Consider the following 23,141-nt stretch of genomic DNA (forward strand, 5'->3'; position numbering starts at 1 on the left):
CGGTCAGCCGCTACATTGGCTGACTTGTGCCTGCCTTTCAGGCGCTGTTTCTCCCTACTTTCGAATCACACGGAACCCGCAAAACTCCATCATGGACCCTTCCCCTGGCTTGTCCCTCGCAACCATTTTTGCCGACTTCGGCATGATTCTTTTTGCTCTGATCCTGGTTTTGCTCAACGGTTTTTTCGTTGCAGCGGAATTCGCCATGGTCAAATTGCGCTCGACCCGGGTCGAGGCCATCGCTGAACAACATGGCTGGCGCGGACATATCCTGCGCACCGTGCACAGTCAGCTCGATGCCTACCTGTCGGCGTGCCAGCTCGGCATCACCCTCGCCTCTCTCGGTCTGGGCTGGGTCGGTGAACCGGCGTTCGCGCATATTCTCGAGCCGCTGCTGAGCGCAGTCGGCGTCGACTCGCCAGAGATCATCAAAGGCGTGTCGTTCTTCACCGCGTTCTTCATCATTTCGTACCTGCACATCGTGGTCGGCGAGCTGGCGCCCAAGTCGTGGGCGATCCGCAAACCCGAGCTTTTGTCGCTGTGGACCGCGGTGCCGCTGTACCTGTTCTACTGGGCGATGTACCCGGCGATCTACCTGCTCAACGCCAGCGCCAACGCGATTTTGCGTATCGCCGGGCAAGGTGAACCCGGCCCGCACCATGAACACCATTACAGCCGCGAAGAACTGAAACTGATCCTGCACTCCAGCCGTGGCCAGGATCCGAGCGATCAGGGCATGCGCGTATTGGCCTCGGCAGTGGAAATGGGCGAGCTGGAAGTGGTCGACTGGGCCAATTCCCGCGAAGACCTGATCACCCTCGAATTCAATGCGCCGCTGAAGGAAATCCTGGCGATGTTCCGTCGCCACAAGTTCAGCCGTTATCCGGTGTACGACAGCGAGCGCCAGGAGTTCGTCGGCCTGCTGCACATCAAGGATCTGCTGCTGGAACTGGCCGCGCTGGACCACATTCCCGAGTCGTTCAACCTGGCCGAGCTGACCCGCCCGCTGGAGCGCGTATCGCGGCACATGCCGCTGTCGCAGCTGCTGGAGCAGTTCCGCAAGGGTGGCTCGCACTTCGCCGTGGTCGAAGAGGCTGACGGCAACATCATCGGCTACCTGACCATGGAAGACGTGCTGGAAGTGCTGGTCGGCGATATTCAGGACGAACACCGCAAGGCTGAACGCGGCATTCTTGCCTATCAGCCGGGCAAGCTGCTGGTGCGCGGCGACACGCCGTTGTTCAAGGTTGAACGTCTGCTGGGCATCGATCTCGATCACATCGAAGCGGAAACCCTTGCCGGGCTGGTTTACGAAACCCTGAAACGGGTGCCGGAAGAGGAAGAAGTGCTGGAAGTCGAAGGCCTGCGGATCATCATAAAGAAGATGAAAGGGCCGAAGATTGTTCTGGCCAAGGTGTTGATGCTCGATTGATGGGAGTTTGGGGGGCTCTTGTGGCGAGGGGATTTATCCCCGTTGGACGGCGCAGCCGTCCCAAAACCATTGAATGCAGTCAGTTAGTACAGAGTTGCAATATTTGGGGCCGCTTCGCGGCCCAACGGGGATAAATCCCCTCGCCACAAAAACCCTCAACACCCTATCGCGCCTACTGCTTGCCCAACGCAAAGTTGGGCAACGCCCCCAGCGGCTGGTTGAACTGATAGGGAATCGATACCAGCCCTTCTCCGGTATTGCGCTGCACCACGAAGTGCAGGTGCGGGCCGCTGCTGTTGCCGGTGTTGCCGGACAGCGCCAGCGGGCTGCCGACCTTGACCCGTTGTCCTTCGCGCACACTCACCGAACCCTGTTTCAGATGCAGGTACACGCCCATCGTGCCGTCGTCGTGCAGCACCCGGACGAAATTGCCGGAGGCATCGGTACCGCGCCCGCTCTGTGAGTTCTCGGTCTTGACTACTACTCCCGCTCGCGCGGCGATGATCGGCGTGCCCACCGGCATGGCGATGTCCATGGCGTAGCGGTTCTTCGGCCCGTAGTGGCTGTACTGGCCGTTGGCGCCCTGACTCAGGCGAAACGGCCCGCCACGCCAGGGCAGCGGATAGCGATAGCTCTGTGCGGTGCCTGCGGGGTCGCCCAGCGAATACTGGAACTGCGGCGAATACACCAGCGGCTGGTCACGGCTGATCGCCGTCAGCAGCGCCAGCCGTGTGTTGCTGCGCGGCGGCAGCACGCGACGGATCGCCCGCGCGGGCACGCCGCGCACATTACTCGTGCCAATGAAGGCCAGGGCAACCTCGACCGGCGCGTACAAATCGTTGCGCGCAAACACCACGTCGACGCCTTTCTGCTTCTTGATGTCCAGGTACACCTGGCGGTCGAGGCGCTCGACCATACGGTCCTGAAACACGAACACCTTTGCGCCTTTGCTCGGGCGGTCGCTGTACGAGACCACGCCGTTGGCATCGGTGGATTTGTAGATGGTCATGGCCATCGCCAGCTGGGAGGCCAGGCAGAGACCGCAGAAAAACAGCAGGCGCGCGAACATGGGCAAAAGTCTGTCGAAGGAAGGCCTGGGAATCAGCCTAGCAGCTGAGACAGACCAGGCTAGTCGACAGATGTTTCAAATGATCGTCCCCACGCTCTGCGTGGGGATGCAGCCCGGGACGCTCTGCGTCCCCTGCACAGAGGACACGGAGCGTCCGGTTGAGGCATTCCTTTGCTGCGCGTGGGAACGATCAGAGCACGGGAGACAAGTGGTGTTTTGGCTGGCCCCTTCGCGAGCAGGCTCGCTCCCACATTTGGAATGCGTTCCAGGGTGGGAGCGAGCCTGCTCGCGAAGGCGGCCTATCGGGCGACGAAGCTTACGCGCCGGGCACGAAGTGCTTCTGCGCCGTGCCCCGGGCGATCAGGCGCGAGATGTAGTCGAGCTTCTGCGCATCCTGGTCGACAAAGCGGAAGGTCAGTTGCAGCCAGTCGCTGTCGGCTTTCTGCTCGTGGGCGACGATGGCGTGCAGGTAACCATTGAGGCGCGCGATCTCGGCGTTGTCGCCCTGCTCCAGATCGAGCACGGCGCTGTCGAGGATCTGCGGCAGGGTTTCGGTGCGCTTCACTACCAGCAGGGCTTCCTTGATGCTCAAGGCCTTGATCACGCATTGCTGAGTACCGCTCGGCAGGCGCAACTGGCCCTGACCACGACCGCCCACCGGCGCCTTGGATGCACCGGGCGCCTGAACTGGCGGGCTGTTGAGCAAACCGCGCGACGGCGCAGCGGCTGGAGCGGGTGCAGTAGCGGCAGCGGCAGGCCTGGCCGCAGCGCCGCCGACCACGGCAGGCTTGCCGCCGGTCAGTGCGCTCAGGGAATCGTTGCCGAACGCCGAGTTCATTTTGGTCGGCGCGCTGTTCATCAAGGTGTCGAGCTTGCCGACCTTGTTCAGTGCCTGCTTGACCTTGGTCAGCAGCTGCTCGTTGGTGAACGGCTTGCTGACGTAACCGGATACGCCGGCCTGAATCGCCTGCACGACGTTTTCCTTGTCGCCACGGCTGGTGACCATGACGAACGGCATGGTCTTGAGGTTGTCCTGCTCGCGGCACCAGGTCAGCAGTTCGAGGCCGGACATTTCCGGCATTTCCCAGTCGCACAGCACCAGGTCGAAAGCCTCTTTGGCCAGCATGGCCTGGGCCTTTTTGCCGTTGATGGCGTCCTCGGTGCGGATCCCCGGGAAGTAATTACGCAGGCACTTTTTCACCAGGTCACGAATGAACGAAGCATCGTCCACGACCAACACACTGATCTTGCTCATCCAACACCCCTATTAAAATCCCGGCAAGCATAACGCTGGCTGATGGCACATTGCCAAAACTCTTCAGTCACGCCGGGACTTTTCGTTCGCGGGTGCTGCTTTTAATTCGAATCCGCTTCTGAAAAGCAGAAACAAAAACGCCCGGCCAGAGGGCCGGGCGCTTTTCTCAGGCAATCTTACTTATCGTCAGCTTCGCCCGGAACATTAGCGGTTTCAGCGCTTGTGCCTTCAACTTCTTCTTTCATACGCTTGAGGCCCATGTGCCGCACGTCGGTGCCGCGCACCAGGTAGATCACCAGTTCGGAGATGTTGCGCGCATGATCGCCGATGCGCTCCAGTGAACGCAGGACCCAGATGATGCTCAGCACCCGCGAGATAGAGCGCGGGTCTTCCATCATGTAGGTGGCCAGCTCACGCAGGGCGGTTTTGTATTCGCGGTCGATGATCTTGTCGTACTGCGCCACCGACAAGGCCAGATCGGCGTCAAAACGCGCGAAGGCGTCCAGTGCATCACGAACCATGTTGCGCACCTGGTCGCCAATGTGACGAACCTCGACGTAACCGCGCGGCGCTTCACCTTCTTCGCACAACTGGATGGCACGACGGGCGATCTTGGTGGCTTCGTCGCCGATACGCTCGAGGTCGATCACCGATTTGGAAATGCTGATGATCAAACGCAGGTCAGAGGCTGCCGGCTGACGACGGGCGAGAATGCGCAGGCATTCTTCGTCGATGTTGCGTTCCATCTGGTTGATCTGGTCGTCGATCTCACGGACCTGCTGAGCCAGGCCGGAGTCGGCCTCGATCAGCGCCGTGACCGCGTCGTTGACCTGCTTCTCGACCAGCCCGCCCATGGCAAGGAGGTGGCTGCGCACTTCCTCCAGTTCAGCGTTGAACTGCGCGGAAATGTGATGGGTAAGGCCTTCTTTGGAAATCATTGTTCGCTCCGCGAAAGTTGCAAGCTTCAAGCTGCAAGCTTCAAGCAGTTATGTGTAAGTCCTGATATCGCACCAATTCTTTCTTGCCGCTTGAAGCTTGCGGCGTGCAGCTGCCCCAATCAGCCATAGCGACCGGTGATGTAGTCTTCGGTCTGCTTCTTCGCCGGATTGGTGAACAGGGTATCGGTGTCGCCGAATTCCACCAGTTTGCCCATGTACATGAACGCGGTGTAATCGGACACCCGTGCCGCCTGTTGCATGTTGTGGGTCACGATGACGATGGTGAACTTGGACTTCAGCTCGTAGATCAGCTCTTCGACTTTCAGCGTCGAGATCGGGTCGAGAGCGGAGCAAGGTTCGTCGAGCAGCAGCACTTCCGGCTCGACCGCGATGGTGCGCGCGATCACCAGACGCTGTTGCTGACCACCGGACAGGCCAAGCGCCGAGTCGTGCAGGCGGTCTTTGACCTCGTCCCACAGTGCTGCGCCTTTCAACGCCCATTCAACGGCTTCGTCGAGGATGCGCTTCTTGTTGATGCCCTGGATGCGCAGGCCATAGACCACGTTTTCGTAGATGGTCTTCGGGAACGGGTTGGGCTTCTGGAACACCATGCCGACGCGACGACGCAGTTCGGCAACGTCTTCGCCCTTGCGATAGATGTTGTTGCCGTACAGGTTGATCGCGCCCTCGACACGGCAGCCGTCGACCAGATCGTTCATCCGGTTGAAAGTACGCAGCAGCGTCGACTTACCGCAGCCGGACGGGCCGATGAACGCGGTCACACGCTGCTTCGGGATGTTCATGCTGACGTCGAACAGTGCCTGTTTGTCGCCGTAGTACAGGCTCAGGCCCGGCACTTCGATGGCGACGGTTTCCTGCGCCAGGTTGAGGCTCTGCTTGTCGCGGCCCAGGGCAGACATGTTGATGCCGTGGCTGTGTGTTTCGTGCTGCATGGGAGGCTCCCTGTGCTAACAAATTCGGTTCGGTTTTGTAGGAGTGAGCCTGCTCGCGATTCAGGCGCTGCGGTTTGTCTATGAAACCGCGGTGATGCCTTCGCGAGCAGGCTCGCTCCCACATAAAAATCAGTGCTGCAAAATCAGCTATCCAGTGCTTTGTATTTTTCGCGCAGGTGGTTGCGGATATACACCGCCGACAGGTTCAGCGTCGCGATCACCAGCACCAGCAGCAGCGCGGTGGCGTACACCAGCGGGCGGGCTGCTTCGACGTTGGGGCTCTGGAAGCCGACGTCATAGATGTGGAAGCCCAGGTGCATGATCTTCTGGTCCAGGTGCAGGTACGGGTAGTTGCCGTCCACCGGCAGCGACGGCGCCAGTTTCACCACACCCACCAGCATCAGCGGCGCCACTTCACCGGCGGCACGGGCGACGGCGAGGATCATGCCGGTCATCATGGCCGGGCTGGCCATCGGGATAACGATTTTCCACAGCGTTTCCGCTTTGGTCGCGCCGAGGGCCAACGAGCCTTCACGCACGGTACGAGGAATCCGCGCCAGACCTTCTTCGGTCGCCACAATCACCACCGGCACCGCCAGCAGCGCCAGGGTCAGCGAGGCCCAGAGCAGGCCCGGCGTACCAAAGGTCGGCGCTGGCAGTGCTTCAGGGAAGAACAAGCGGTCGACCGAACCACCCAGCACGTAGACGAAGAAGCCCAGACCGAAAACGCCGTAAACGATCGCCGGTACGCCGGCGAGGTTGTTCACCGCGATACGAATGACGCGAGTCAGGGTGTTCTGCTTGGCATATTCGCGCAGGTACACCGCTGCCAGCACGCCGAACGGTGTAACGATCATCGCCATGATCAGGGTCATCATCACGGTGCCGAAGATCGCCGGGAAGATCCCGCCTTCGGTGTTCGCTTCACGCGGGTCGTCGGAGAGGAATTCCCAGATCTTGCTGAAGTAGAAGCCGACCTTGGTCAAGGTACTCATGCCGTTCGGCTGGTAAGCGTGAACCACTTTGCCCAGACCGATTTCGATTTCCTTGCCGTTGGCGTCACGGGCGGTCAAGGCGTCGCGGTTGAACTGAGCATGCAAATCAGACAGACGTGCTTCGATGTCCTTGTAGCGCGCGTCCAGCTCGGCGCGCTCGGACTCCATGTCCGCTTGTGCGGTGGCGTCGAGTTTGCCTTCCAGCTCGAGTTTGCGCCCGTGCAGACGGATTCGCTCGAGGCCGGCATTGATTGCGCCGATGTCGGTTTTTTCCAGCGTCTTCAGTTGAGCAGCAAGATCGTTCACCCGATCGATGCGCGCTTGCAGTTCAGGCCAAGCGGCCTCGCCTTCGGCGATGACCTTGCCATCCTGCTTGACGTTGACCAGGTAGCCGTAGAAGTTGCCCCACTCGCGACGCTCGATCGCCATCAATTCTGGCGGCGTGGTCTGCTTGGTCAGCCACTCGCCGACGATCCAGGTGAAATCGTTGCCGTTCAGGTCACGGTTGCCGACCTTGATCAGCTCGCGGGTCATGAATTCCGGACCTTCGTCCGGCACCGGCAGACCGGCGCTCTTCAGACGCGCGCGCGGTACTTCTTCTTTCTGCACCACTTCGCCGATCACCAGGTGATTGGCCTGGCCCGGTACGTCGTAATGCGCGTGGATCAGGTCCGCCGGCCAGAAGTGACCGAGACCGCGCACGGCAATCACCGCCAACAGACCAATGGTCATGATGACCGCGATGGACACCGCGCCACCGCTGATCCAGACGCCCGGGGCGCCGCTCTTGAACCATCCTTTCAGGGAGTTCTGTTTCACAGACTTCTACCTTTGCTTAAAGCGACGAGTATTTCTTGCGCAGACGCTGACGAATCAGTTCTGCCAGGGTGTTCATGACGAAGGTGAACAGCAGCAGCACCAGCGCCGAGAGGAACAGCACGCGGTAGTGGCTGCCGCCGACTTCCGACTCGGGCATTTCCACCGCGACGTTGGCGGCCAGGGTGCGCAGGCCTTCGAACAGGTTCATCTCCATGACCGGGGTGTTGCCGGTGGCCATCAGCACGATCATGGTTTCGCCGACCGCACGGCCCATGCCGATCATCAGCGCCGAGAAGATGCCCGGGCTGGCGGTCAGGATCACCACGCGAGTCATGGTCTGCCATGGCGTGGCGCCGAGTGCCAGCGAACCCAGGGTCAGGCCGCGCGGCACGCTGAACACGGCGTCTTCGGCGATCGAGTAGATGTTCGGGATCACCGCGAAACCCATGGCCAGACCGACCACCAGAGCGTTGCGCTGGTCGTAGGTGATGCCCAGGTCATGGGAGATCCACATGCGCATGTCGCCACCGAAGAACCAGTTCTCCATGAACGGGCTCATGTACAGCGAGAGCCAGCCCACAAACAGGATCACCGGAATCAGCAGCGCACTTTCCCAGCCGTCCGGGACTTTCAGGCGGATCGACTCGGGCAGGCGGCTGAAGGTGAAACCGGCGACCAGAATGCCGATCGGCAGCAACATCAGCAGGCTGAAGATGCCCGGCAGATGGCCTTCTACGTACGGCGCGAGGAACAGGCCGGCAAAGAAACCGAGGATCACCGTCGGCATCGCTTCCATCAGCTCGATCACCGGTTTGACCTTGCGGCGCATGCCCGGCGCCATGAAGTACGCGGTGTAGATCGCCGCAGCGACGGCCAGTGGCGCGGCCAGCAGCATGGCGTAGAACGCGGCTTTCAGGGTGCCGAAGGTCAGCGGCGACAGGCTCAGTTTCGGTTCGAAATCGGTGTTGGCGGCGGTCGATTGCCAGACGTATTTAGGCTCGTCGTAGTTCTCGTACCAGACCTTGCTCCACAGCGCGCTCCACGATACTTCCGGGTGCGGGTTGTCGAGCAGCAGCGGTTGCAGCTTGCCGCCGGCTTCGACGATCACCCGGTTGGCGCGCGGCGACAGACCAAACAGGCCCTGGCCTTCAACCACCTGATCGACCAGCAACGTGCGGTGTGCGGTGCTGTGGAACACGCCGAGCTTGCCGCTGGCATCAAGGGCGAGGAAGCCTTTGCGGCGTTCTTCGGCAGCGATTTCAACGATCGGCGTGGTGCCCATCTGGAAGGTGCGGATCTGCTTCAGACGCTGCTCGCCATCGGTATCGCGAGCCATGAACCACTGGGCCAGACCGCCCTTGGAATCGCCGACGATCAGCGAGATACCGCCGACCAGCTGCGCGGTGGCAGTGACTTGGGCGTCAGCGTTTTCCAGCAGTTTGTAGCGCCCGTTGAGGCTCTTGTCGCGCAGGCTGAACACGTCGGCCTGAGCACGACCGTTGACCACGTACAGCCACTGCTGGCGCGGGTCGACGAAGATGTTTTTCACCGGCTCGGTCATCTGCGGCAGATCGATGCGCGTCTGCTCGTTGGTGACTTCGCCGGTCATCATGTTTTCTTCGCTGGTCAGCGACAGCACATTGAGTTGCGAGCCAGTGGAGCCGACCAGCATCAGCGTCGAGTCGGTGGCGTTGAGGCTGACATGCTCCAGCGCGCCGCCGCTTTCGTTCAGCGCAATTGGCGCCTCGCCATAGGGATATTCGATGGCCGGGCTGATGGTTTTCTTGCCATCGGGATAGCTGACTTTATAGGTATGACGGAACACCAGCGCCTGACCGTTGGACAGACCCACGGCCACCAGCGGATGACCCGGCTGGTCTTCGCCAATAGACGTCACAGTGGCGCCCGCAGGCAGCGGCAGATCGACACGCCTCAATTCAGCGCCACTGTCGAGATCGAAGAACAGCGCCTGGCCCTTGTCGGATACACGCATGGCCACCTGATTCTGCTCTTCGAGCGAGATCATCAGCGGCTTGCCCGCGTCCTGCATCCAGGCCGGGGTGATCGAGTCTTTCGCGGTCAGGTCGGCGCCTTGAAACAGTGGCGCAACGACGTAGGCGAGGAAGAAGAAGATCAGGGTGATGGCCGCGAGCACCGCCAGGCCGCCAACGAGGACGTACCAACGGGTGAAGCGATCCTTGAGCGCGCGGATGCGGCGCTTGCGTTGCAGCTCAGGCGTATTGAAATCAATGCGCTTGGGAGGGGAAGACGTAGTCATTGGGGAATTGGCCAGATCATTCATGCGCACACCCTAGCGATCCTGTATGACAGAAAGATGACAGTGCAGTGACGCAGCAAATCCGCCAGCCGGAAGTCCGGCAGCGGAGTCGAGAATTCGAGGTTGTGAAACCTGTGCAGGAGCTGTCGAGGGAACCGAGGCTGCGATCTTTTGATCTTGCGATCAGAGGCCAGATCAAAAGATCGCAGCCTCGTTTCACTCGTCAGCTCCTACACGGTTCCAGCAGGTCCGGGGGGTTGCCCCGGATCTGCGGTGTTACTTCTTGGCGACAGCGCCGCCTTCTTGCAGACCGAGGTCAGCCAGTGCTTTGGCAGCAACCTTGGCTGGCAGCGGGATGTAGCCGTCTTTCACTACCACTTCCTGGCCCTGCTTCGACAGCACCAGCTTCACGAACTCGGCTTCCAGCGGGGCCAGAGGCTTGTTCGGGGCTTTGTTGACGTAAACGTAGAGGAAGCGCGACAGCGGATACTTGCCGTTCAGGGCGTTTTCTTCGGTGTCTTCGATGAACTCGCCGCCTTCTTTCTTGGCCAGGGCTACGGTTTTCACGCTGGCGGTCTTGTAGCCGATGCCCGAGTAGCCGACGCCGTTAAGCGAGCTGCTGATCGACTGCACCACCGACGCCGAACCTGGTTGTTCGTTGACGTTTGGCTTGTAGTCACCTTTGCACAGGGCTTCTTCCTTGAAGTAGCCGTAGGTGCCGGACACCGAGTTACGGCCGAACAGCTGGACCGGCTTGTTGGCCAGGTCACCGGTCACGCCCAGGTCACCCCAGGTCTTGACGTCAGCTTTGGCACCGCACAGGCGCGTCGAGGAGAAGATCGCATCGACCTGAGCCATGGTCAGGTGCTTGATCGGGTTGTCCTTGTGCACGAACACGGCCAGGGCATCCACGGCAACCGGGATCGCCGTCGGCTTGTAGCCGTACTTCTGCTCGAAAGCCTGCAGCTCGTTGTCCTTCATCTTGCGGCTCATCGGGCCCAGGTTAGCGGTGCCTTCGGTGAGTGCAGGTGGCGCGGTGGAAGAACCGGCAGCCTGAATCTGGATGTTGACGTTCGGGTATTCTTTTTTGTAGTTCTCGGCCCACAGGGTCATGAGGTTTGCCAGGGTATCGGAACCGACGCTGGACAGGTTGCCCGACACACCAGTGGTCTTGGTGTAGCTCGGGATAGCAGGGTCAACAGCGGCGAACGCGTTGGCAGTCGCAACGCCAGCAGCGACAAAAGTCATTGCCGCCATCAAACGCTTCAGTTTCATGCCTTACTCCTAGCAGATAGGGTGTGTTAAGTCGGGGCCAAGTATCAGCAGGCCATGTGAACACTCTATGGCTGAAATATGACAATTGGATGAAAGGCCAGCATCGGGTTTTGCTGGATGATTTGTGGCGTCCCCATTCGCGAGCAGGCTCGCTCCCACAATTGAAATGCATTCCAACTGTGGGAGCGAGCCTGCTCGCGAAGTGGCCGGTATTGGTGGAGTAGATCCTGGGCTTTAGCGCCCCTTCTTCCAGAGCCAGGCGCCTACCAGAATCCCCATCCCGCACAGCACTGCCACATAGTAGGCAGGCCCCATTGCACTTTCCTTCAGCAGCAGGCTCACCACCATTGGCGTCAGGCCACCGAAGATCGCGTACGCGACGTTGTAGGAAAACGACAGGCCACTGAAGCGAACCACCGGCGGGAACGCCTTGACCATCACGTACGGCACCGCGCCGATGGTGCCGACCAGCAAACCGGTCAATGCGTACAGCGGGAACAACCAGTCCGGGTGGTCGGCGAGGCTGTGGTAAAAGGTCCAGGAGCTGATCAGCAGGCCCAGGCAACCGAATACGAAGACGCGACCGGCGCCAAAACGATCGGCCAGCGCGCCGGCGCCAATGCAGCCGAGGCTGAGGAAGACGATCGCCAGACTGTTGGCTTGCAGCGCCGTGGTCGCCGAGAAGTGGTAGACCGTTTGCAGCACGGTCGGGGTCATCAGGATCACTACGACGACGCCAGCCGAGAGCAGCCAGGTCAGCAGCATCGAAATCGCGATGGCGCCGCGATGGTCACGCAGCACCGCGCGCAACGGCACTTCTTCGGCCAGTGCCTTGCGCAATTGCAGTTCGGCGAACACCGGAGTTTCGTGCAGCCAGCGGCGCAGGTACACAGAGAACAGGCCGAACACGCCGCCGAGCAGAAACGGAATCCGCCAAGCGTAATCCGACACTTCGGCTGGCGTATAAATGCTGTTGATCGCAGTGGCGACCAGCGAGCCGAGGAGGATGCCGGCAGTCAGGCCGCTGGTGAGCGTGCCGCAGGCATAACCGATGTGCTTTTGCGGTACGTGTTCGGAAACGAAGACCCACGCTCCCGGCACCTCACCGCCAATAGCGGCGCCCTGGATCACCCGCATCAGCAGCAACAGGATCGGCGCCCAGATGCCGATCTGCGCGTAGGTCGGCAGCAGCCCCATGATCAGCGTCGGCACGGCCATCATGAAAATGCTCAGGGTGAACATCTTCTTGCGCCCCAGCAGGTCACCGAAGTGCGCCATGACGATGCCGCCCAAAGGACGCGCCAGATAGCCGGCGGCGAAGATGCCGAAGGTCTGCATCAACCGCAGCCACTCGGGCATGTCGGCCGGGAAGAACAGCTTGCCGACGACGGTGGCGAAGAAGACGAAGATGATGAAATCGTAGAACTCCAGCGCCCCGCCAAGGGCGGACAGCGACAGAGTCTTGTAGTCATTGCGGGTCAACGGTCGTGCGGGTTGCTCGGGCTGCGCGAGGCTCGAAGGCGCTGTGGTCATGGCAAGGGCTTCTCTTATAGTCGAATCTGTCGCCACAACAACGCTGGCGGTGGCTTGGACAGGTTCGGCACCATAGCAAATTGTTCGAAAAAGCACATAGAGGCGCGTAATTGACGGTCGAAATCAGAACCGGGTGGTCGTCGCGGGGTCTATCGACCGATATACTCGCCACCTGCGCAGGATTTGTAAGAGGTTGCTGTGCGAAAACGTTGTTGGCCCGTCCTTTGCTCGGGATTTAGCCTTTTTCGCAGAGTTTCCCTTTAGGCGCCTGATGGAAAACGTGACGAACGCAGTGTGTTCGGTGTTGAATCGTTTTTCTTGAAGACGGCTACCACTCGCAATACCCACGAAGAGTCATGGGTCAGAGGCCCCTCGGCATGATAGAGCTCGAACAAGAAGATCCGATCCCACAGGGCGACCTGGCCCTGCAAATCACCGCACTTCCCCGCGAAACCAACGGCTTTGGCGATATTTTCGGCGGCTGGCTGGTCGCGCAGATGGATCTGGCCGGCACCGCCATGGCCAGCCGGGTGGCCGGTGGCCGCGTTGCCACTGTCGCCATCGACCGCATGGCGTTCCTCGTCCCGGTCGCGGTCGGCGCGCAGTTGTCCTTTTATACCCAGACCCTGGAAATCGGACGCAGCTCGATCCAGATGATGGTCGAAGTGTGGAGCGATGACCCACTCTCCAGCGAATGGCGCAAGGTCACCGAAGCGGTTTTCGTTTTCGTCGCCATCGACGGCAGCGGTCGCACCCGTTCGGTGCCGCCACGCGCGCGTTAAACCTCGCGACCGTTTTGCGGTCGATAGTCGTCCCCAGTGTCTGATCGAGAGTTGCCCATGAACACGCCCAACGTTGAAGCCGTGAAACAGGATGAACTGAACTGCTGGCGCATCCGCCACGGCAAGGCCGAAGTGCTGGTGGCCCAGCAAGGCGCGCACATCCTCAGTTATCAGATCGACGGCCAGCCGCCGATCATCTGGCTCAACGACAAGGCCGAGTTCAAGACCGGCAAAAGCATCCGCGCCGGCGTGCCGGTGTGCTGGCCGTGGTTTGGCAAATTCGAACGCAACCCGAGCAGCGTGCAGGCCATGTACACCGGCGAGCAGCCGGCCCCCGCGCACGGTCTGGTGCGGGCGATGGACTGGGAGTTGGGCAACATCGAATCAGAGGCTGACGGCATCAAGGTCGAATTCAAGCTGCCCTACCCGGAAGGTGGCCTGCCGGGCTGGCCCCACGAAGTCGATCTGACCCTGACCCTGCATCTGGCGGATCAACTGCATTACAGTCTGACCAGCCATAACCGGGGGACTGACAGCGTCACGCTGAGTCAGGCGCTGCACACCTATTTCGCCGTGAGTGACGTGCGTAATGTGCATGTCGACGGCGTGGCCGGGCTCAACTACATCGAGACCCTGGACGACTGGAACACGGCCAGCCAAAGCGGCGATCTGCATTTCGCCGGCGAGACCGACCGCATCTACCTCGACGTTCCGCCGCAATTGAGCATCGTTGATGCGACCTGGGAACGACGCATCGTGCTGACCTCTACCGGCTCGCGCACTGCGGTGATCTGGAACCCGTGGATCGACCGCGCCGCCGCACTGCCGGACATGGACAACGATGGCTGGCAGCGCATGCTGTGCATCGAAACGGCGAATGTGATGGATGATCTGGTGACCCTGGCGCCGGGTGCGAGCCATACCATGGGTGTCAGCGTAGCCGCTACGCCGTTCTAAGCTCTAGCGCAATACAAAAGGGCAAAGAGCCCCGTGGCGAGGGGATTTATCCCCGCTGGGTCGCGAAGCTGCCCCCGCTTTTTTTTAAATCAAAAGCTGGGGCCTGCTGCGCAGTCCAGCGGGGATAAATCCCCTCGCCACAGATAAATCCCTTCACCACAGATAAATTCCCTCACCACAAAGGCTCGCTCCCAAATTTATGTGCGGCGCGCTTTAGAGGTCAGCCTCCTGCACCACCCGCACCTTCTCCGCCTCCAGCGCATACGCCGCATCCGCCAGGTCATTACTGACCTTTTCGATTTTAAGCGTGCCGGTCACCCACAGCGGTGTGTAGATGTCCTCCAGCTTCAACCCTTTTGGATACCGCACCAGCACCAGTTGATTCGGCGGTGGTGGCGGCACGTGGATGCAGGCGCCCGGATACGGCACAAGGAAGAACAGCGTGCTGCGGCCCTTGGCATCCGACTCAAGCGGCACCGGGTAACCACCGATGCGGATGTGCTTGTCGTTCATTGACGCCACGGTTTTCGTCGAATACATCACCGCTGGCAGACCCTTGGCCTGCTTCATCCCGCCCTTCTCGGTGAAGGTGCCGGTGGCTTCGGGGGAGTTGTGGTCGATTTCCGGCATGGCCTCAAGGGCCTTTTGATCCGACTTGGGCATCAGTTCCAGCCAGTCGGTTTCCGGCAGTTCGCCGGCGTGGGCGAGATAGCTGCCCAGCAAGAGGAGAGTCAACAGAAGACGGCGCATGAAGGTGCTCGGCAGGCAAAGGAATGGACGGTGAGTCGCCGCGCATTCTAGCCCTCCCGGCCGCGCTGGCCGAGAGGGCTTTGTCGCTTTCGATCAGTTCTTTTTGATCAGACCGTAGATCACCAGCAACACGACAGCGCCGACCAGTGCGCCGAGGAAACCCGCGCCCTCGCCCGCCTGATAGATGCCCAGAGCCTGGCCGCCGTAGGTGGCCGCCAGCGAACCGCCGATACCGAGCAGGATGGTCATGATCCAGCCCATGCTGTCATCGCCCGGTTTCAGGAACCGAGCCAGCAGGCCGACGATCAAGCCGATAAAGATGGTTCCGATAATTCCCATGGCATTTCCCTCTGATTTGGAAGATATGCGAAAGACTAGCCAGTGTTTCGCATCCTGCCATGAGAGAACGGCGGCCCCTGAATGGTTCCGCCGCGGCCACATGAAACTGTTTTACTCGGCGATCAGCGCTTCGACCTTGATGATCTGCGCTTGCAGGGTGGCCATGTCGGCGCAGCGCAGGTTGGCGTGGCCGACCTTGCGTCCGGCCTTGAAAGCTTTGCCGTAGTGATGCAGATGGCAGTCTTCGATGGCGATGACTTTCTCCACCGGCGGCACTACGCCGATGAAGTTGAGCATCGCGCTCTCGCCGACCTTGGCGGTCGAACCCAGCGGCAGGCCGGCCACGGCGCGCAGGTGGTTTTCGAACTGGCTGCACTCGGCGCCTTCGGTGGTCCAGTGCCCGGAGTTGTGCACGCGCGGGGCGATTTCATTGGCTTTGAGGCCACCGTCGACTTCGAAGAACTCGAAAGCCATCACGCCGACGTAGTCGAGGTGCTTGAGCACGCGACTGGAATAATCTTCCGCCAGCGCCTGCAACGGGTGATCGGTGCTGGCAACCGACAGCTTGAGAATGCCGCTGTCGTGGGTGTTGTGCACCAGCGGATAGAACTTCGTTTCACCATCGCGGGCACGCACCGCGATCAGCGACACTTCGCCGGTGAATGGCACGAAGCCTTCCAGCAGGCAGGCAACGCTGCCCAGTTCGGCGAACGTACCGGCCACGTCTTCCGGTTTGCGCAGGACTTTCTGACCCTTGCCGTCATAACCCAGGGTGCGGGTTTTCAGCACGGCCGGCAGACCGATGGAAGCGACGGCGGCATCCAGGTCGGCTTGCGACTGGATGTCGGCGAAGGCCGGGGTCGGAATGCCGAGGTCTTTGAACATGCTCTTTTCGAACCAGCGGTCACGAGCAATGCGCAGGGCTTCGGCGCTCGGGTAGACCGGCACGAATTGCGAAAGAAACGCCACGGTTTCGGCCGGGACGCTTTCGAATTCGAAGGTCACCAGATCGACTTCATCGGCCAGTTGGCGCAGATGATCCTGATCGCCGTAATCGGCCCGCAGGTGTTCGCCCAGCGCGGCCGCACAGGCGTCCGGCGCAGGGTCGAGAAAAGCGAAGTTCATGCCCAGCGGAGTGCCCGCCAGGGCCAACATGCGACCCAACTGGCCGCCACCGATTACACCGATCTTCATCTCAACAACCTCAGGCAATACGTGGGTCTGGATTGTCCAGGACGCTGTCTGTCTGCTCGGCACGGAAGGTTTTCAGTACCGCGTGAAATTGCGGGTGCTTGGCGCCGAGGATGCTCGCCGAGAGCAGGGCGGCGTTGATTGCGCCAGCCTTGCCGATGGCCAGGGTGGCAACCGGAATGCCAGCTGGCATCTGCACGATCGACAGCAGCGAATCGACGCCCGAGAGCATGGCCGACTGCACCGGCACGCCCAGCACCGGCAGGTGGGTCTTGGCCGCACACATGCCTGGCAAGTGGGCTGCGCCACCGGCACCGGCGATGATCACCTCGATGCCGCGGCTTTCAGCCTCTTCGGCGTACTGGAACAGCAGATCCGGGGTGCGGTGGGCGGAAACCACCTTGACCTCGTACGGGATGCCGAGCTTTTCCAGCATATCGGCGGTGTGGCTAAGGGTGGACCAATCGGACTTGGAGCCCATGATCACGCCAACCAGTGCACTCATCGTCGCGCCTCTTCTCTCTGGAGCGCCCGCAGGCGCGTCATAAAACAACAAGCCACGCAGGTTGCGTGGCTTGATTGTACGAAAAATGGCCGGACGTGCCGGCCGAAGGCCGCGCAGTATACCGCAAAGAAAGCAATAAACAGCCCCCGAAACGACCATCTGTCAAATGAGCGAAACGCCCGGTTTTATTGACCTTGAGGTCAGCGAAAGAACACCGCAAAAATCCCCCTGTGGGAGCGAGCCTGCTCGCGAAAGCGTTGCGTCAGACGATACCTCAGCGCCTGAAACTCCGCATTCGCGAGCAGGCTCGCTCCCACATTCGATCTTCATCAGCTTCAAGCGCTTTGTGCGGCGCCACCTTCTAGTTTTCGCCACAGCAACCGCACGTTGGCCTTGCGCACCAGGGCGCAGCGGTACAGGCGGATCTCCAGCGGCACATGCCATTGCGGGCCGCCGCACACCACCAGTTCACCGCGAGCCAGTTCGGCGCGTACGCTCAGTTGCGGCACCCAGGCAATGCCGAGGCCTTCCAGGGCCATGCTTTTCAGGCTGTCGGCCATCGCGGTTTCGTAGATCGTGGTGAAGCGCAACTGGCGCTGGCGCAGCAAGCCGTTCACCGAACGGCCGAGAAACGCCCCGGCGCTGTAAGCCAGCAACGGCACGCTGGCCTCGCCTTCCAGATCGAACAGCGGTTTGCCATCCAGATCCGCCGCGCACACCGGCAGCATTTCGGTCTGGCCCAAGTGCAGCGACGGGAAAATCTCCGGGTCCATCTGCATCGCCGAATCCGGGTCGTAGAACGCCAGCATCAGATCGCAGCCACCTTCACGCAAAGCGTGCACGGCGTCGCCAACGTTGGTCGCCACCAGCCGTGTGGCGATGTTCAGCCCTTCGTTGCGCAACTGGGCGATCCAGCGCGGGAAAAAGCCTAGCGCCAGCGAGTGCGCCGCTGCGACTTGCATGACCTCGCCCTGCCCGCCTTCCAGATGATGCAGATGGCGCAGCACTTCACCGAGTTGTTCGACCACGGTGCGCGCAGTCACCAGAAACAACTGCCCCGCCGCCGTCAGTTCGACCGGCGTGCGCGAGCGATTGACCAGGGTCAGCCCCAGCGCCGCTTCGAGGCTGCGGATCCGCCGACTGAACGCCGGCTGGGTCACGAAGCGCCGTTCGGCCGCCTGCGAGAAGCTGCGGGTGGCGGCCAGGGCACTGAAGTCCTCAAGCCATTTGCTTTCCAGATTCATCACGTCCTCCCGGACACGCACCAAAATAGGTCACACGTCTGCCGCACAGGCGGCGTCACACGGGCATTATGCCGAATGTGCATAGGGCAGTGCTGAACAGCATTGGCCCAAAAATCCCCACAAGCCTAGCATTCGCAGCGTTCCGGCACAGACCGGGTCCTTATCGAGATGATTTCTATCATGTCCTCCGCTGCATCTTTCCGCACAGAAACCGACCTGCTTGGCGCCCTCGAAGTACCGGCCCATGCGTATTACGGCATCCAGACCCTGCGAGCGGTGAATAACTTCCGCCTCTCGGGCGTTCCGATTTCGCATTACCCGAAACTGGTTGTGGGCCTGGCGATGGTCAAACAGGCCGCCGCTGACGCCAACCGCGAGCTGGGTCACCTGAGCGAAGCCAAGCACGCTGCCATCAGCGAAGCCTGTGCGCGATTGATCCGCGGCGATTACCACGAAGAGTTCGTGGTCGACATGATTCAAGGTGGCGCCGGCACCTCCACCAACATGAACGCCAACGAAGTGATCGCCAACATTGCTCTGGAAGCGATGGGCCACGAGAAAGGCGAGTACCAGTACCTGCACCCGAACGACGACGTGAACATGGCGCAGTCGACCAACGACGCCTACCCGACGGCGATCCGCCTGGGTCTGCTGCTGGGTCACGACGCGCTGCTGGCCAGTCTCGACAGCCTGATTCAGGCCTTCGCGGCCAAGGGCAAAGAGTTCGACCACGTCCTGAAAATGGGCCGTACCCAGCTGCAAGACGCCGTGCCGATGACCCTCGGCCAGGAATTCCGCGCGTTCGCCACCACCATGGGCGAAGACCTCGCGCGTCTGAAGACGCTGGCCCCGGAGCTACTGACCGAAGTCAACCTGGGCGGCACCGCGATCGGCACCGGCATCAACGCCGACCCGCGTTATCAGGCACTGGCGGTACAGCGTCTGGCTTTGATCAGCGGGCAACCGCTGGTACCGGCCGCCGACCTGATCGAAGCGACCTCCGACATGGGCGCGTTCGTGCTGTTCTCCGGCATGCTCAAGCGCACCGCGGTCAAGCTGTCGAAGATCTGCAACGACCTGCGCCTGCTGTCCAGCGGCCCACGCACCGGCATCAATGAAATCAACCTGCCGGCGCGTCAGCCAGGCAGCTCGATCATGCCCGGCAAGGTCAACCCGGTGATCCCGGAAGCCGTGAACCAGGTCGCGTTCCAGGTCATCGGTAACGATCTGGCGCTGACCATGGCAGCCGAGGGCGGCCAGCTGCAACTGAACGTGATGGAGCCGCTGATCGCTTTCAAGATCCTCGACTCGATCCGCCTGCTGCAACGTGCCATGGACATGCTGCGCGAGCACTGCATCGTCGGCATCACCGCCAACGAAGCGCGCTGCCGTGAACTGGTCGAGCACTCGATCGGTCTGGTCACCGCACTGAACCCGTACATCGGCTACAAAAACGCCACCCGCATCGCCCGTATCGCTCTCGAAAGCGGCCGCGGCGTGCTGGAACTGGTGCGCGAAGAAGGTCTGCTCGACGAAGCTATGCTCGCCGACATCCTGCGCCCGGAAAACATGATTGCCCCGCGTCTGGTTCCGCTCAAAGCCTGAGCCGACGCGAACTTGTAGCACCGCTCACCAGGTCGAGGGACTAGACACCTCTCACCTTTTGAGGGCTTGGGGATTTTGTCCCCGAGCCCTTTTTTTTAACTTCTTTGCGGGCAGGACGTTAGATGCTTTGTGTATTCGATACCGCCAAGATCGCAGCCTTCGGCAGCTCCTACAGGATTGACGTGCACCTGTAGGAGCTGCCGAAGGCTGCGATCTTTTGATTTGCAGCAACCTCGTTTCGTCGCTTGCACCACTACCGTGCAGACGGGCGCGCCACTGATCGGTATAGTGCCGCCCCTCTTCGCGTGAGCGGTCGTTGGTAACGAGGCCATAACCCATGCGAAACCCGAACTAATAACAAAACCCGCGATATGGATCCGGGACGAAACCTTCGCCTCACCCGTCGTGCCGTGCGCAGACCGGTGTAACACGATGTTTCTCCGATCCAGCATTTGCACCCACAAAAAACAGCGAGGATAAATCCATGCTCGAAGTCATCAACGACTTCCTCTCAGGGAAAGTACTGATCGTGCTCATTGTCGGGCTCGGTAGTTACTTCACGATTCGCTCGCGTTTCGTTCAACTGCGTCATTTCTTCCACATGTTCGCGGTGTTCCGCGACAGCCTCAAAGGCAGCGCCGGGCAACTCAGCTCGTTCCAGGCCTTGATGCTCAGCCTCGCCGGCCGCGTCGGTGCAGGCAACATCGCCGGTGTCGGCATCGCCGTGACTCTCGGTGGTCCGGGTGCGGTGTTCTGGATGTGGGTGACCGCACTGGTCGGCATGTCCAGCAGCTTCTTCGAGTGCACCCTGGCCCAGGTCTACAAGCGCGCGGATGGCGACGGCCTGTACCGTGGCGGTCCGGCCTACTACATCCAGCACGGGCTCAAGCTCAAAGGCATGGCGATAGTGTTCTCCGTTCTGCTGCTGGTCACCTACGGCTTCGCCTTCATCGGCCTGCAGTCCTACACCGTGACCCACTCGCTGCAGAACGCCTTTGACTTCAACCCGCAACACACCGGTATCGTCCTGGCGGTGCTGCTGGCCATCACCTTTATCGGCGGGATCAAGCGCATCGCTTCGGTCTCCGACCTGCTGGTACCGATCAAGACCCTGGCCTACATCGGCGTGACCCTGTACGTGATCGGCACCCAGATCGAACACGTGCCGGCCATGCTGGAAACCATCTTCAAGAGCGCCTTCGGCCTCGACCCGGCCTTTGCCGGCCTGCTCGGCAGCGCCATTGTCATGGGCGTGAAGCGTGGCGTGTTCGCCAACGAAGCGGGCCTGGGCAGTGCGCCGAACGTCGCGGCCGTGGCCGCCGTCAAGCACCCGGGCGCGCAGGGCGTGGTCCAGGCTTTCAGCGTATTCCTCGACACCTTCGTGATCTGCACCTGCACCGCGCTGCTGATCCTGCTGTCGGGCTTCTACACCCCGGGTTTCGAAGGTGACGGTATCGTCCTGACCCAGAACTCGCTGGCTGCGGTGGTCGGTGACTGGGGTCGCATGTTCGTCAGCGTTGCGCTGTCGCTGTTCGTCTTCACCTGCATCCTCTACAACTACTATCTGGGCGAGAACAGCTTGCAGTTCCTCAGCCGTAACCGCGCCCTGCTGATGCTGTTCCGCGGCCTGGTGCTGGCGCTGGTGGTATGGGGTTCGATGCAGGACCTGACGACGGTGTTCGCCTTCGCCGACATCACCATGACCTGCCTGGCCTTCGTCAACCTCGTGGCCCTGGCCATGCTGTTCAAGGTCGGCCTGCGGGTGATGCGCGACTACGATGAGCAGCGTCGCGCCGGCGTCAAACAGCCAGTGTTTGATTCGAGCAAATTCGCCGATCTGGATCTGGATCGCAACGCCTGGCCGGTGAACCCGCCAGCAACGGCGGGCCAGACTGAAACTGCGCCGCAAGGCGTACCTGCAGCGCAACGCTGACAGGTGAATGACGGGCGCATCCCCTGCGCCCGTCAGTTATTGTGATGCAATAACTTGTAGGAGTGAGCCTGCTCGCGATGGCGGACTTTCAGCCAACATCATTGTTGAATGACACACTGCTTTCGCGAGCAGGCTCGCTCCCACAGGGCCCTCATCGTTTCGGAGAATCCTATGAGCTCGTCGACCTATCCCGCCGCTCAACACGTCATGGTGCTCTACACCGGTGGCACCATCGGCATGCAGGCCAGCGCCAACGGTCTGGCCCCGGCGTCCGGTTTCGAAGCGCGGATGCGCGACTACCTGCACAGTCAGCCTGAGCTGGTAGTGCCGCAGTGGCAATTTCGGGAAATGTCGCCGCTGATCGACAGCGCCAACATGACCCCGGCCTACTGGCAGCAACTGCGCGAAGCGGTGGTCGATGCCGTGGATGTGCAAGGTTGCGACAGCGTGCTGATCCTGCACGGCACCGACACCCTGGCCTACAGCGCGGCGGCGATGAGTTTTCAGTTGCTCGGCCTGCATGCCCGCGTGTGTTTCACCGGTTCGATGCTGCCGGCGGGCGTGACCGACAGTGATGCCTGGGAAAACCTCGGCGGCGCGCTGGTCGCCCTCGGCCAGGGCCTGGCGCCAGGCGTGCACCTGTACTTCCACGGCGAACTGCTGGCACCGACCCGCTGCGCGAAAGTGCGCAGCTTCGGCCGCCATCCGTTCAAACGCCTGGAGCGTCAGGGCGGTGGTGTGAAGGCGCCTTCGATTCCAGGCGCGCTGAACTACAACCAGCCGAAGCAACTGGCGAAAGTCGCGGTGTTGCCGCTGTTTCCCGGCATCAGTGCCGAAGTCCTCGACGGCCTGCTCGACAGCGGCATTCAAGGTCTGGTGCTGGAATGCTACGGCAGCGGGACCGGGCCGAGCGATAACCCCAAGTTCCTCGCCAGCCTTGGCCGTGCACGGGATAACGGCGTGGTGGTGGTGGCAGTGACGCAATGCCATGAAGGCGGGGTAGAGCTGGATGTCTACGAGGCTGGCAGCCGCTTGCGTGGGGTGGGCGTGTTGTCCGGTGGCGGCATGACCCGCGAGGCGGCGTTCGGCAAGTTGCATGGCTTGCTGGGGGCCGGGCTGGAAACGGCTGAAGTGCGCCGATTGATCGAACTGGATTTGTGTGGTGAGTTGAACTGAGCTCGGCGCTGGATTGCCCCTCACCCTAACCCTCTCCCAGAGGGAGAGGGAACTGACCGTAGTGTCTTGCGCTATACACCGACCTTATAAACAGTGTCGATTATGGATTCGG

General features: G+C 61.1%; 19 protein-coding genes. 6 read left to right on the forward strand and 13 right to left on the reverse strand.

The features are described 5' to 3' along the window. Positions 1-91: 91 nt before the first annotated feature. Positions 92-1,432, forward strand: coding sequence for a hemolysin family protein (locus tag NF676_RS27030; RefSeq protein ID WP_016772486.1), 1,341 nt, complete (start codon positions 92-94; stop codon positions 1,430-1,432). A gap of 172 nt (positions 1,433-1,604) precedes the next feature. Here the strand turns inward: NF676_RS27030 and NF676_RS27035 are convergent, their stop codons facing one another. The 8 genes from NF676_RS27035 to NF676_RS27070 form a co-directional block, all read right to left on the reverse strand. Continuing rightward, positions 1,605-2,501, reverse strand: a complete 897-nt coding sequence (locus NF676_RS27035; protein ID WP_150742875.1) for a peptidoglycan DD-metalloendopeptidase family protein — start codon at positions 2,499-2,501, stop codon at positions 1,605-1,607. Between the two features lie 316 nt (positions 2,502-2,817). Further along, complete coding sequence (locus tag NF676_RS27040) at positions 2,818-3,756, reverse strand: response regulator (RefSeq protein WP_056790928.1); 939 nt, start codon at positions 3,754-3,756, stop codon at positions 2,818-2,820. 176 nt (positions 3,757-3,932) lie between these two features. Further along, on the reverse strand, positions 3,933-4,694 hold the full coding sequence (phoU, locus tag NF676_RS27045; protein WP_016772483.1) for a phosphate signaling complex protein PhoU: 762 nt from the start codon (positions 4,692-4,694) through the stop codon (positions 3,933-3,935). Between the two features lie 119 nt (positions 4,695-4,813). Further along, positions 4,814-5,647, reverse strand: a complete 834-nt coding sequence (gene pstB / locus NF676_RS27050) for a phosphate ABC transporter ATP-binding protein PstB (protein WP_041476597.1) — start codon at positions 5,645-5,647, stop codon at positions 4,814-4,816. Positions 5,648-5,790: 143 nt separating this feature from the next. After that, on the reverse strand, positions 5,791-7,461 hold the full coding sequence (pstA, locus tag NF676_RS27055) for a phosphate ABC transporter permease PstA (protein ID WP_016772481.1): 1,671 nt from the start codon (positions 7,459-7,461) through the stop codon (positions 5,791-5,793). Between the two features lie 16 nt (positions 7,462-7,477). Further along, positions 7,478-9,763: an ABC transporter permease subunit gene (locus tag NF676_RS27060; protein ID WP_024014834.1), complete on the reverse strand. Its 2,286-nt coding sequence runs from the start codon at positions 9,761-9,763 to the stop codon at positions 7,478-7,480. Between the two features lie 252 nt (positions 9,764-10,015). Next, positions 10,016-11,014 (reverse strand): phosphate ABC transporter substrate-binding protein PstS, encoded by a 999-nt coding sequence (locus NF676_RS27065; protein WP_016772480.1) that lies wholly within the window; start codon positions 11,012-11,014, stop codon positions 10,016-10,018. A 234-nt stretch (positions 11,015-11,248) separates the two neighbouring features. Then, positions 11,249-12,547: an MFS transporter gene (locus tag NF676_RS27070; RefSeq protein ID WP_110599782.1), complete on the reverse strand. Its 1,299-nt coding sequence runs from the start codon at positions 12,545-12,547 to the stop codon at positions 11,249-11,251. 377 nt (positions 12,548-12,924) lie between these two features. Here NF676_RS27070 and NF676_RS27075 point away from each other — a divergent pair, with 377 nt between their 5' ends. Continuing rightward, positions 12,925-13,329, forward strand: a complete 405-nt coding sequence (locus tag NF676_RS27075) for an acyl-CoA thioesterase (RefSeq protein ID WP_003229628.1) — start codon at positions 12,925-12,927, stop codon at positions 13,327-13,329. Between the two features lie 57 nt (positions 13,330-13,386). Beyond that, complete coding sequence (locus tag NF676_RS27080) at positions 13,387-14,286, forward strand: D-hexose-6-phosphate mutarotase (RefSeq protein ID WP_150637181.1); 900 nt, start codon at positions 13,387-13,389, stop codon at positions 14,284-14,286. Between the two features lie 213 nt (positions 14,287-14,499). Here NF676_RS27080 and NF676_RS27085 read toward each other — a convergent pair whose 3' ends face one another. The 5 genes from NF676_RS27085 to NF676_RS27105 form a co-directional block, all read right to left on the reverse strand. After that, positions 14,500-15,036 carry a DUF3299 domain-containing protein gene (locus NF676_RS27085; protein ID WP_056790934.1) on the reverse strand — a complete coding sequence of 179 codons (537 nt, stop codon included), beginning with the start codon at positions 15,034-15,036 and terminating at the stop codon, positions 14,500-14,502. Between the two features lie 93 nt (positions 15,037-15,129). Then, entirely contained in the window at positions 15,130-15,375 is a 246-nt protein-coding gene (locus NF676_RS27090; RefSeq protein WP_016772475.1) for a GlsB/YeaQ/YmgE family stress response membrane protein, read from the reverse strand. Between the two features lie 111 nt (positions 15,376-15,486). After that, positions 15,487-16,569: a 5-(carboxyamino)imidazole ribonucleotide synthase gene (locus NF676_RS27095; protein ID WP_041476593.1), complete on the reverse strand. Its 1,083-nt coding sequence runs from the start codon at positions 16,567-16,569 to the stop codon at positions 15,487-15,489. Positions 16,570-16,579: 10 nt separating this feature from the next. After that, positions 16,580-17,071, reverse strand: a complete 492-nt coding sequence (gene purE / locus NF676_RS27100) for a 5-(carboxyamino)imidazole ribonucleotide mutase (protein ID WP_007920220.1) — start codon at positions 17,069-17,071, stop codon at positions 16,580-16,582. Between the two features lie 335 nt (positions 17,072-17,406). Next, positions 17,407-18,315, reverse strand: a complete 909-nt coding sequence (locus NF676_RS27105) for a LysR substrate-binding domain-containing protein (protein ID WP_024014837.1) — start codon at positions 18,313-18,315, stop codon at positions 17,407-17,409. Between the two features lie 180 nt (positions 18,316-18,495). Between NF676_RS27105 and aspA the strand changes: the two genes are divergently transcribed. The 3 genes from aspA to NF676_RS27120 all read left to right on the forward strand — a co-directional run bounded on the left by aspA (position 18,496) and on the right by NF676_RS27120 (position 23,029). Next, positions 18,496-19,920 (forward strand): aspartate ammonia-lyase, encoded by a 1,425-nt coding sequence (aspA, locus tag NF676_RS27110; protein WP_016772472.1) that lies wholly within the window; start codon positions 18,496-18,498, stop codon positions 19,918-19,920. 484 nt (positions 19,921-20,404) lie between these two features. After that, the gene (locus tag NF676_RS27115) at positions 20,405-21,853 is read left to right on the forward strand and encodes an alanine/glycine:cation symporter family protein (RefSeq protein ID WP_150637183.1); all 1,449 of its coding nucleotides are present in this window, start codon (positions 20,405-20,407) and stop codon (positions 21,851-21,853) included. 171 nt (positions 21,854-22,024) lie between these two features. Beyond that, positions 22,025-23,029 carry an asparaginase gene (locus NF676_RS27120; RefSeq protein ID WP_252868484.1) on the forward strand — a complete coding sequence of 335 codons (1,005 nt, stop codon included), beginning with the start codon at positions 22,025-22,027 and terminating at the stop codon, positions 23,027-23,029. Positions 23,030-23,141: the final 112 nt, after the last annotated feature.

The sequence above is a fragment of the Pseudomonas siliginis genome, from assembly GCF_024072275.1.
Classification (GTDB): domain Bacteria; phylum Pseudomonadota; class Gammaproteobacteria; order Pseudomonadales; family Pseudomonadaceae; genus Aquipseudomonas; species Aquipseudomonas siliginis.

What these genes read in the sequence shown, in the direction of transcription:
- NF676_RS27060 (WP_024014834.1), bottom strand. Translation starts at nt 9,763, where the DNA reads ATGAATGATCTGGCCAATTCCCCAATGACTACGTCTTCCCCTCCCAAG.
- NF676_RS27030 (WP_016772486.1), top strand. Translation starts at nt 92, where the DNA reads ATGGACCCTTCCCCTGGCTTGTCCCTCGCAACCATTTTTGCCGACTTC.
- purE (WP_007920220.1), bottom strand. Translation starts at nt 17,071, where the DNA reads ATGAGTGCACTGGTTGGCGTGATCATGGGCTCCAAGTCCGATTGGTCC.
- NF676_RS27035 (WP_150742875.1), bottom strand. Translation starts at nt 2,501, where the DNA reads ATGTTCGCGCGCCTGCTGTTTTTCTGCGGTCTCTGCCTGGCCTCCCAG.
- phoU (WP_016772483.1), bottom strand. Translation starts at nt 4,694, where the DNA reads ATGATTTCCAAAGAAGGCCTTACCCATCACATTTCCGCGCAGTTCAAC.
- pstB (WP_041476597.1), bottom strand. Translation starts at nt 5,647, where the DNA reads ATGCAGCACGAAACACACAGCCACGGCATCAACATGTCTGCCCTGGGC.
- NF676_RS27115 (WP_150637183.1), top strand. Translation starts at nt 20,405, where the DNA reads ATGCTCGAAGTCATCAACGACTTCCTCTCAGGGAAAGTACTGATCGTG.
- NF676_RS27120 (WP_252868484.1), top strand. Translation starts at nt 22,025, where the DNA reads ATGAGCTCGTCGACCTATCCCGCCGCTCAACACGTCATGGTGCTCTAC.
- NF676_RS27070 (WP_110599782.1), bottom strand. Translation starts at nt 12,547, where the DNA reads ATGACCACAGCGCCTTCGAGCCTCGCGCAGCCCGAGCAACCCGCACGA.
- NF676_RS27090 (WP_016772475.1), bottom strand. Translation starts at nt 15,375, where the DNA reads ATGGGAATTATCGGAACCATCTTTATCGGCTTGATCGTCGGCCTGCTG.
- NF676_RS27065 (WP_016772480.1), bottom strand. Translation starts at nt 11,014, where the DNA reads ATGAAACTGAAGCGTTTGATGGCGGCAATGACTTTTGTCGCTGCTGGC.
- NF676_RS27105 (WP_024014837.1), bottom strand. Translation starts at nt 18,315, where the DNA reads ATGAATCTGGAAAGCAAATGGCTTGAGGACTTCAGTGCCCTGGCCGCC.
- NF676_RS27095 (WP_041476593.1), bottom strand. Translation starts at nt 16,569, where the DNA reads ATGAAGATCGGTGTAATCGGTGGCGGCCAGTTGGGTCGCATGTTGGCC.
- NF676_RS27085 (WP_056790934.1), bottom strand. Translation starts at nt 15,036, where the DNA reads ATGCGCCGTCTTCTGTTGACTCTCCTCTTGCTGGGCAGCTATCTCGCC.
- NF676_RS27080 (WP_150637181.1), top strand. Translation starts at nt 13,387, where the DNA reads ATGAACACGCCCAACGTTGAAGCCGTGAAACAGGATGAACTGAACTGC.
- NF676_RS27075 (WP_003229628.1), top strand. Translation starts at nt 12,925, where the DNA reads ATGATAGAGCTCGAACAAGAAGATCCGATCCCACAGGGCGACCTGGCC.
- aspA (WP_016772472.1), top strand. Translation starts at nt 18,496, where the DNA reads ATGTCCTCCGCTGCATCTTTCCGCACAGAAACCGACCTGCTTGGCGCC.
- NF676_RS27040 (WP_056790928.1), bottom strand. Translation starts at nt 3,756, where the DNA reads ATGAGCAAGATCAGTGTGTTGGTCGTGGACGATGCTTCGTTCATTCGT.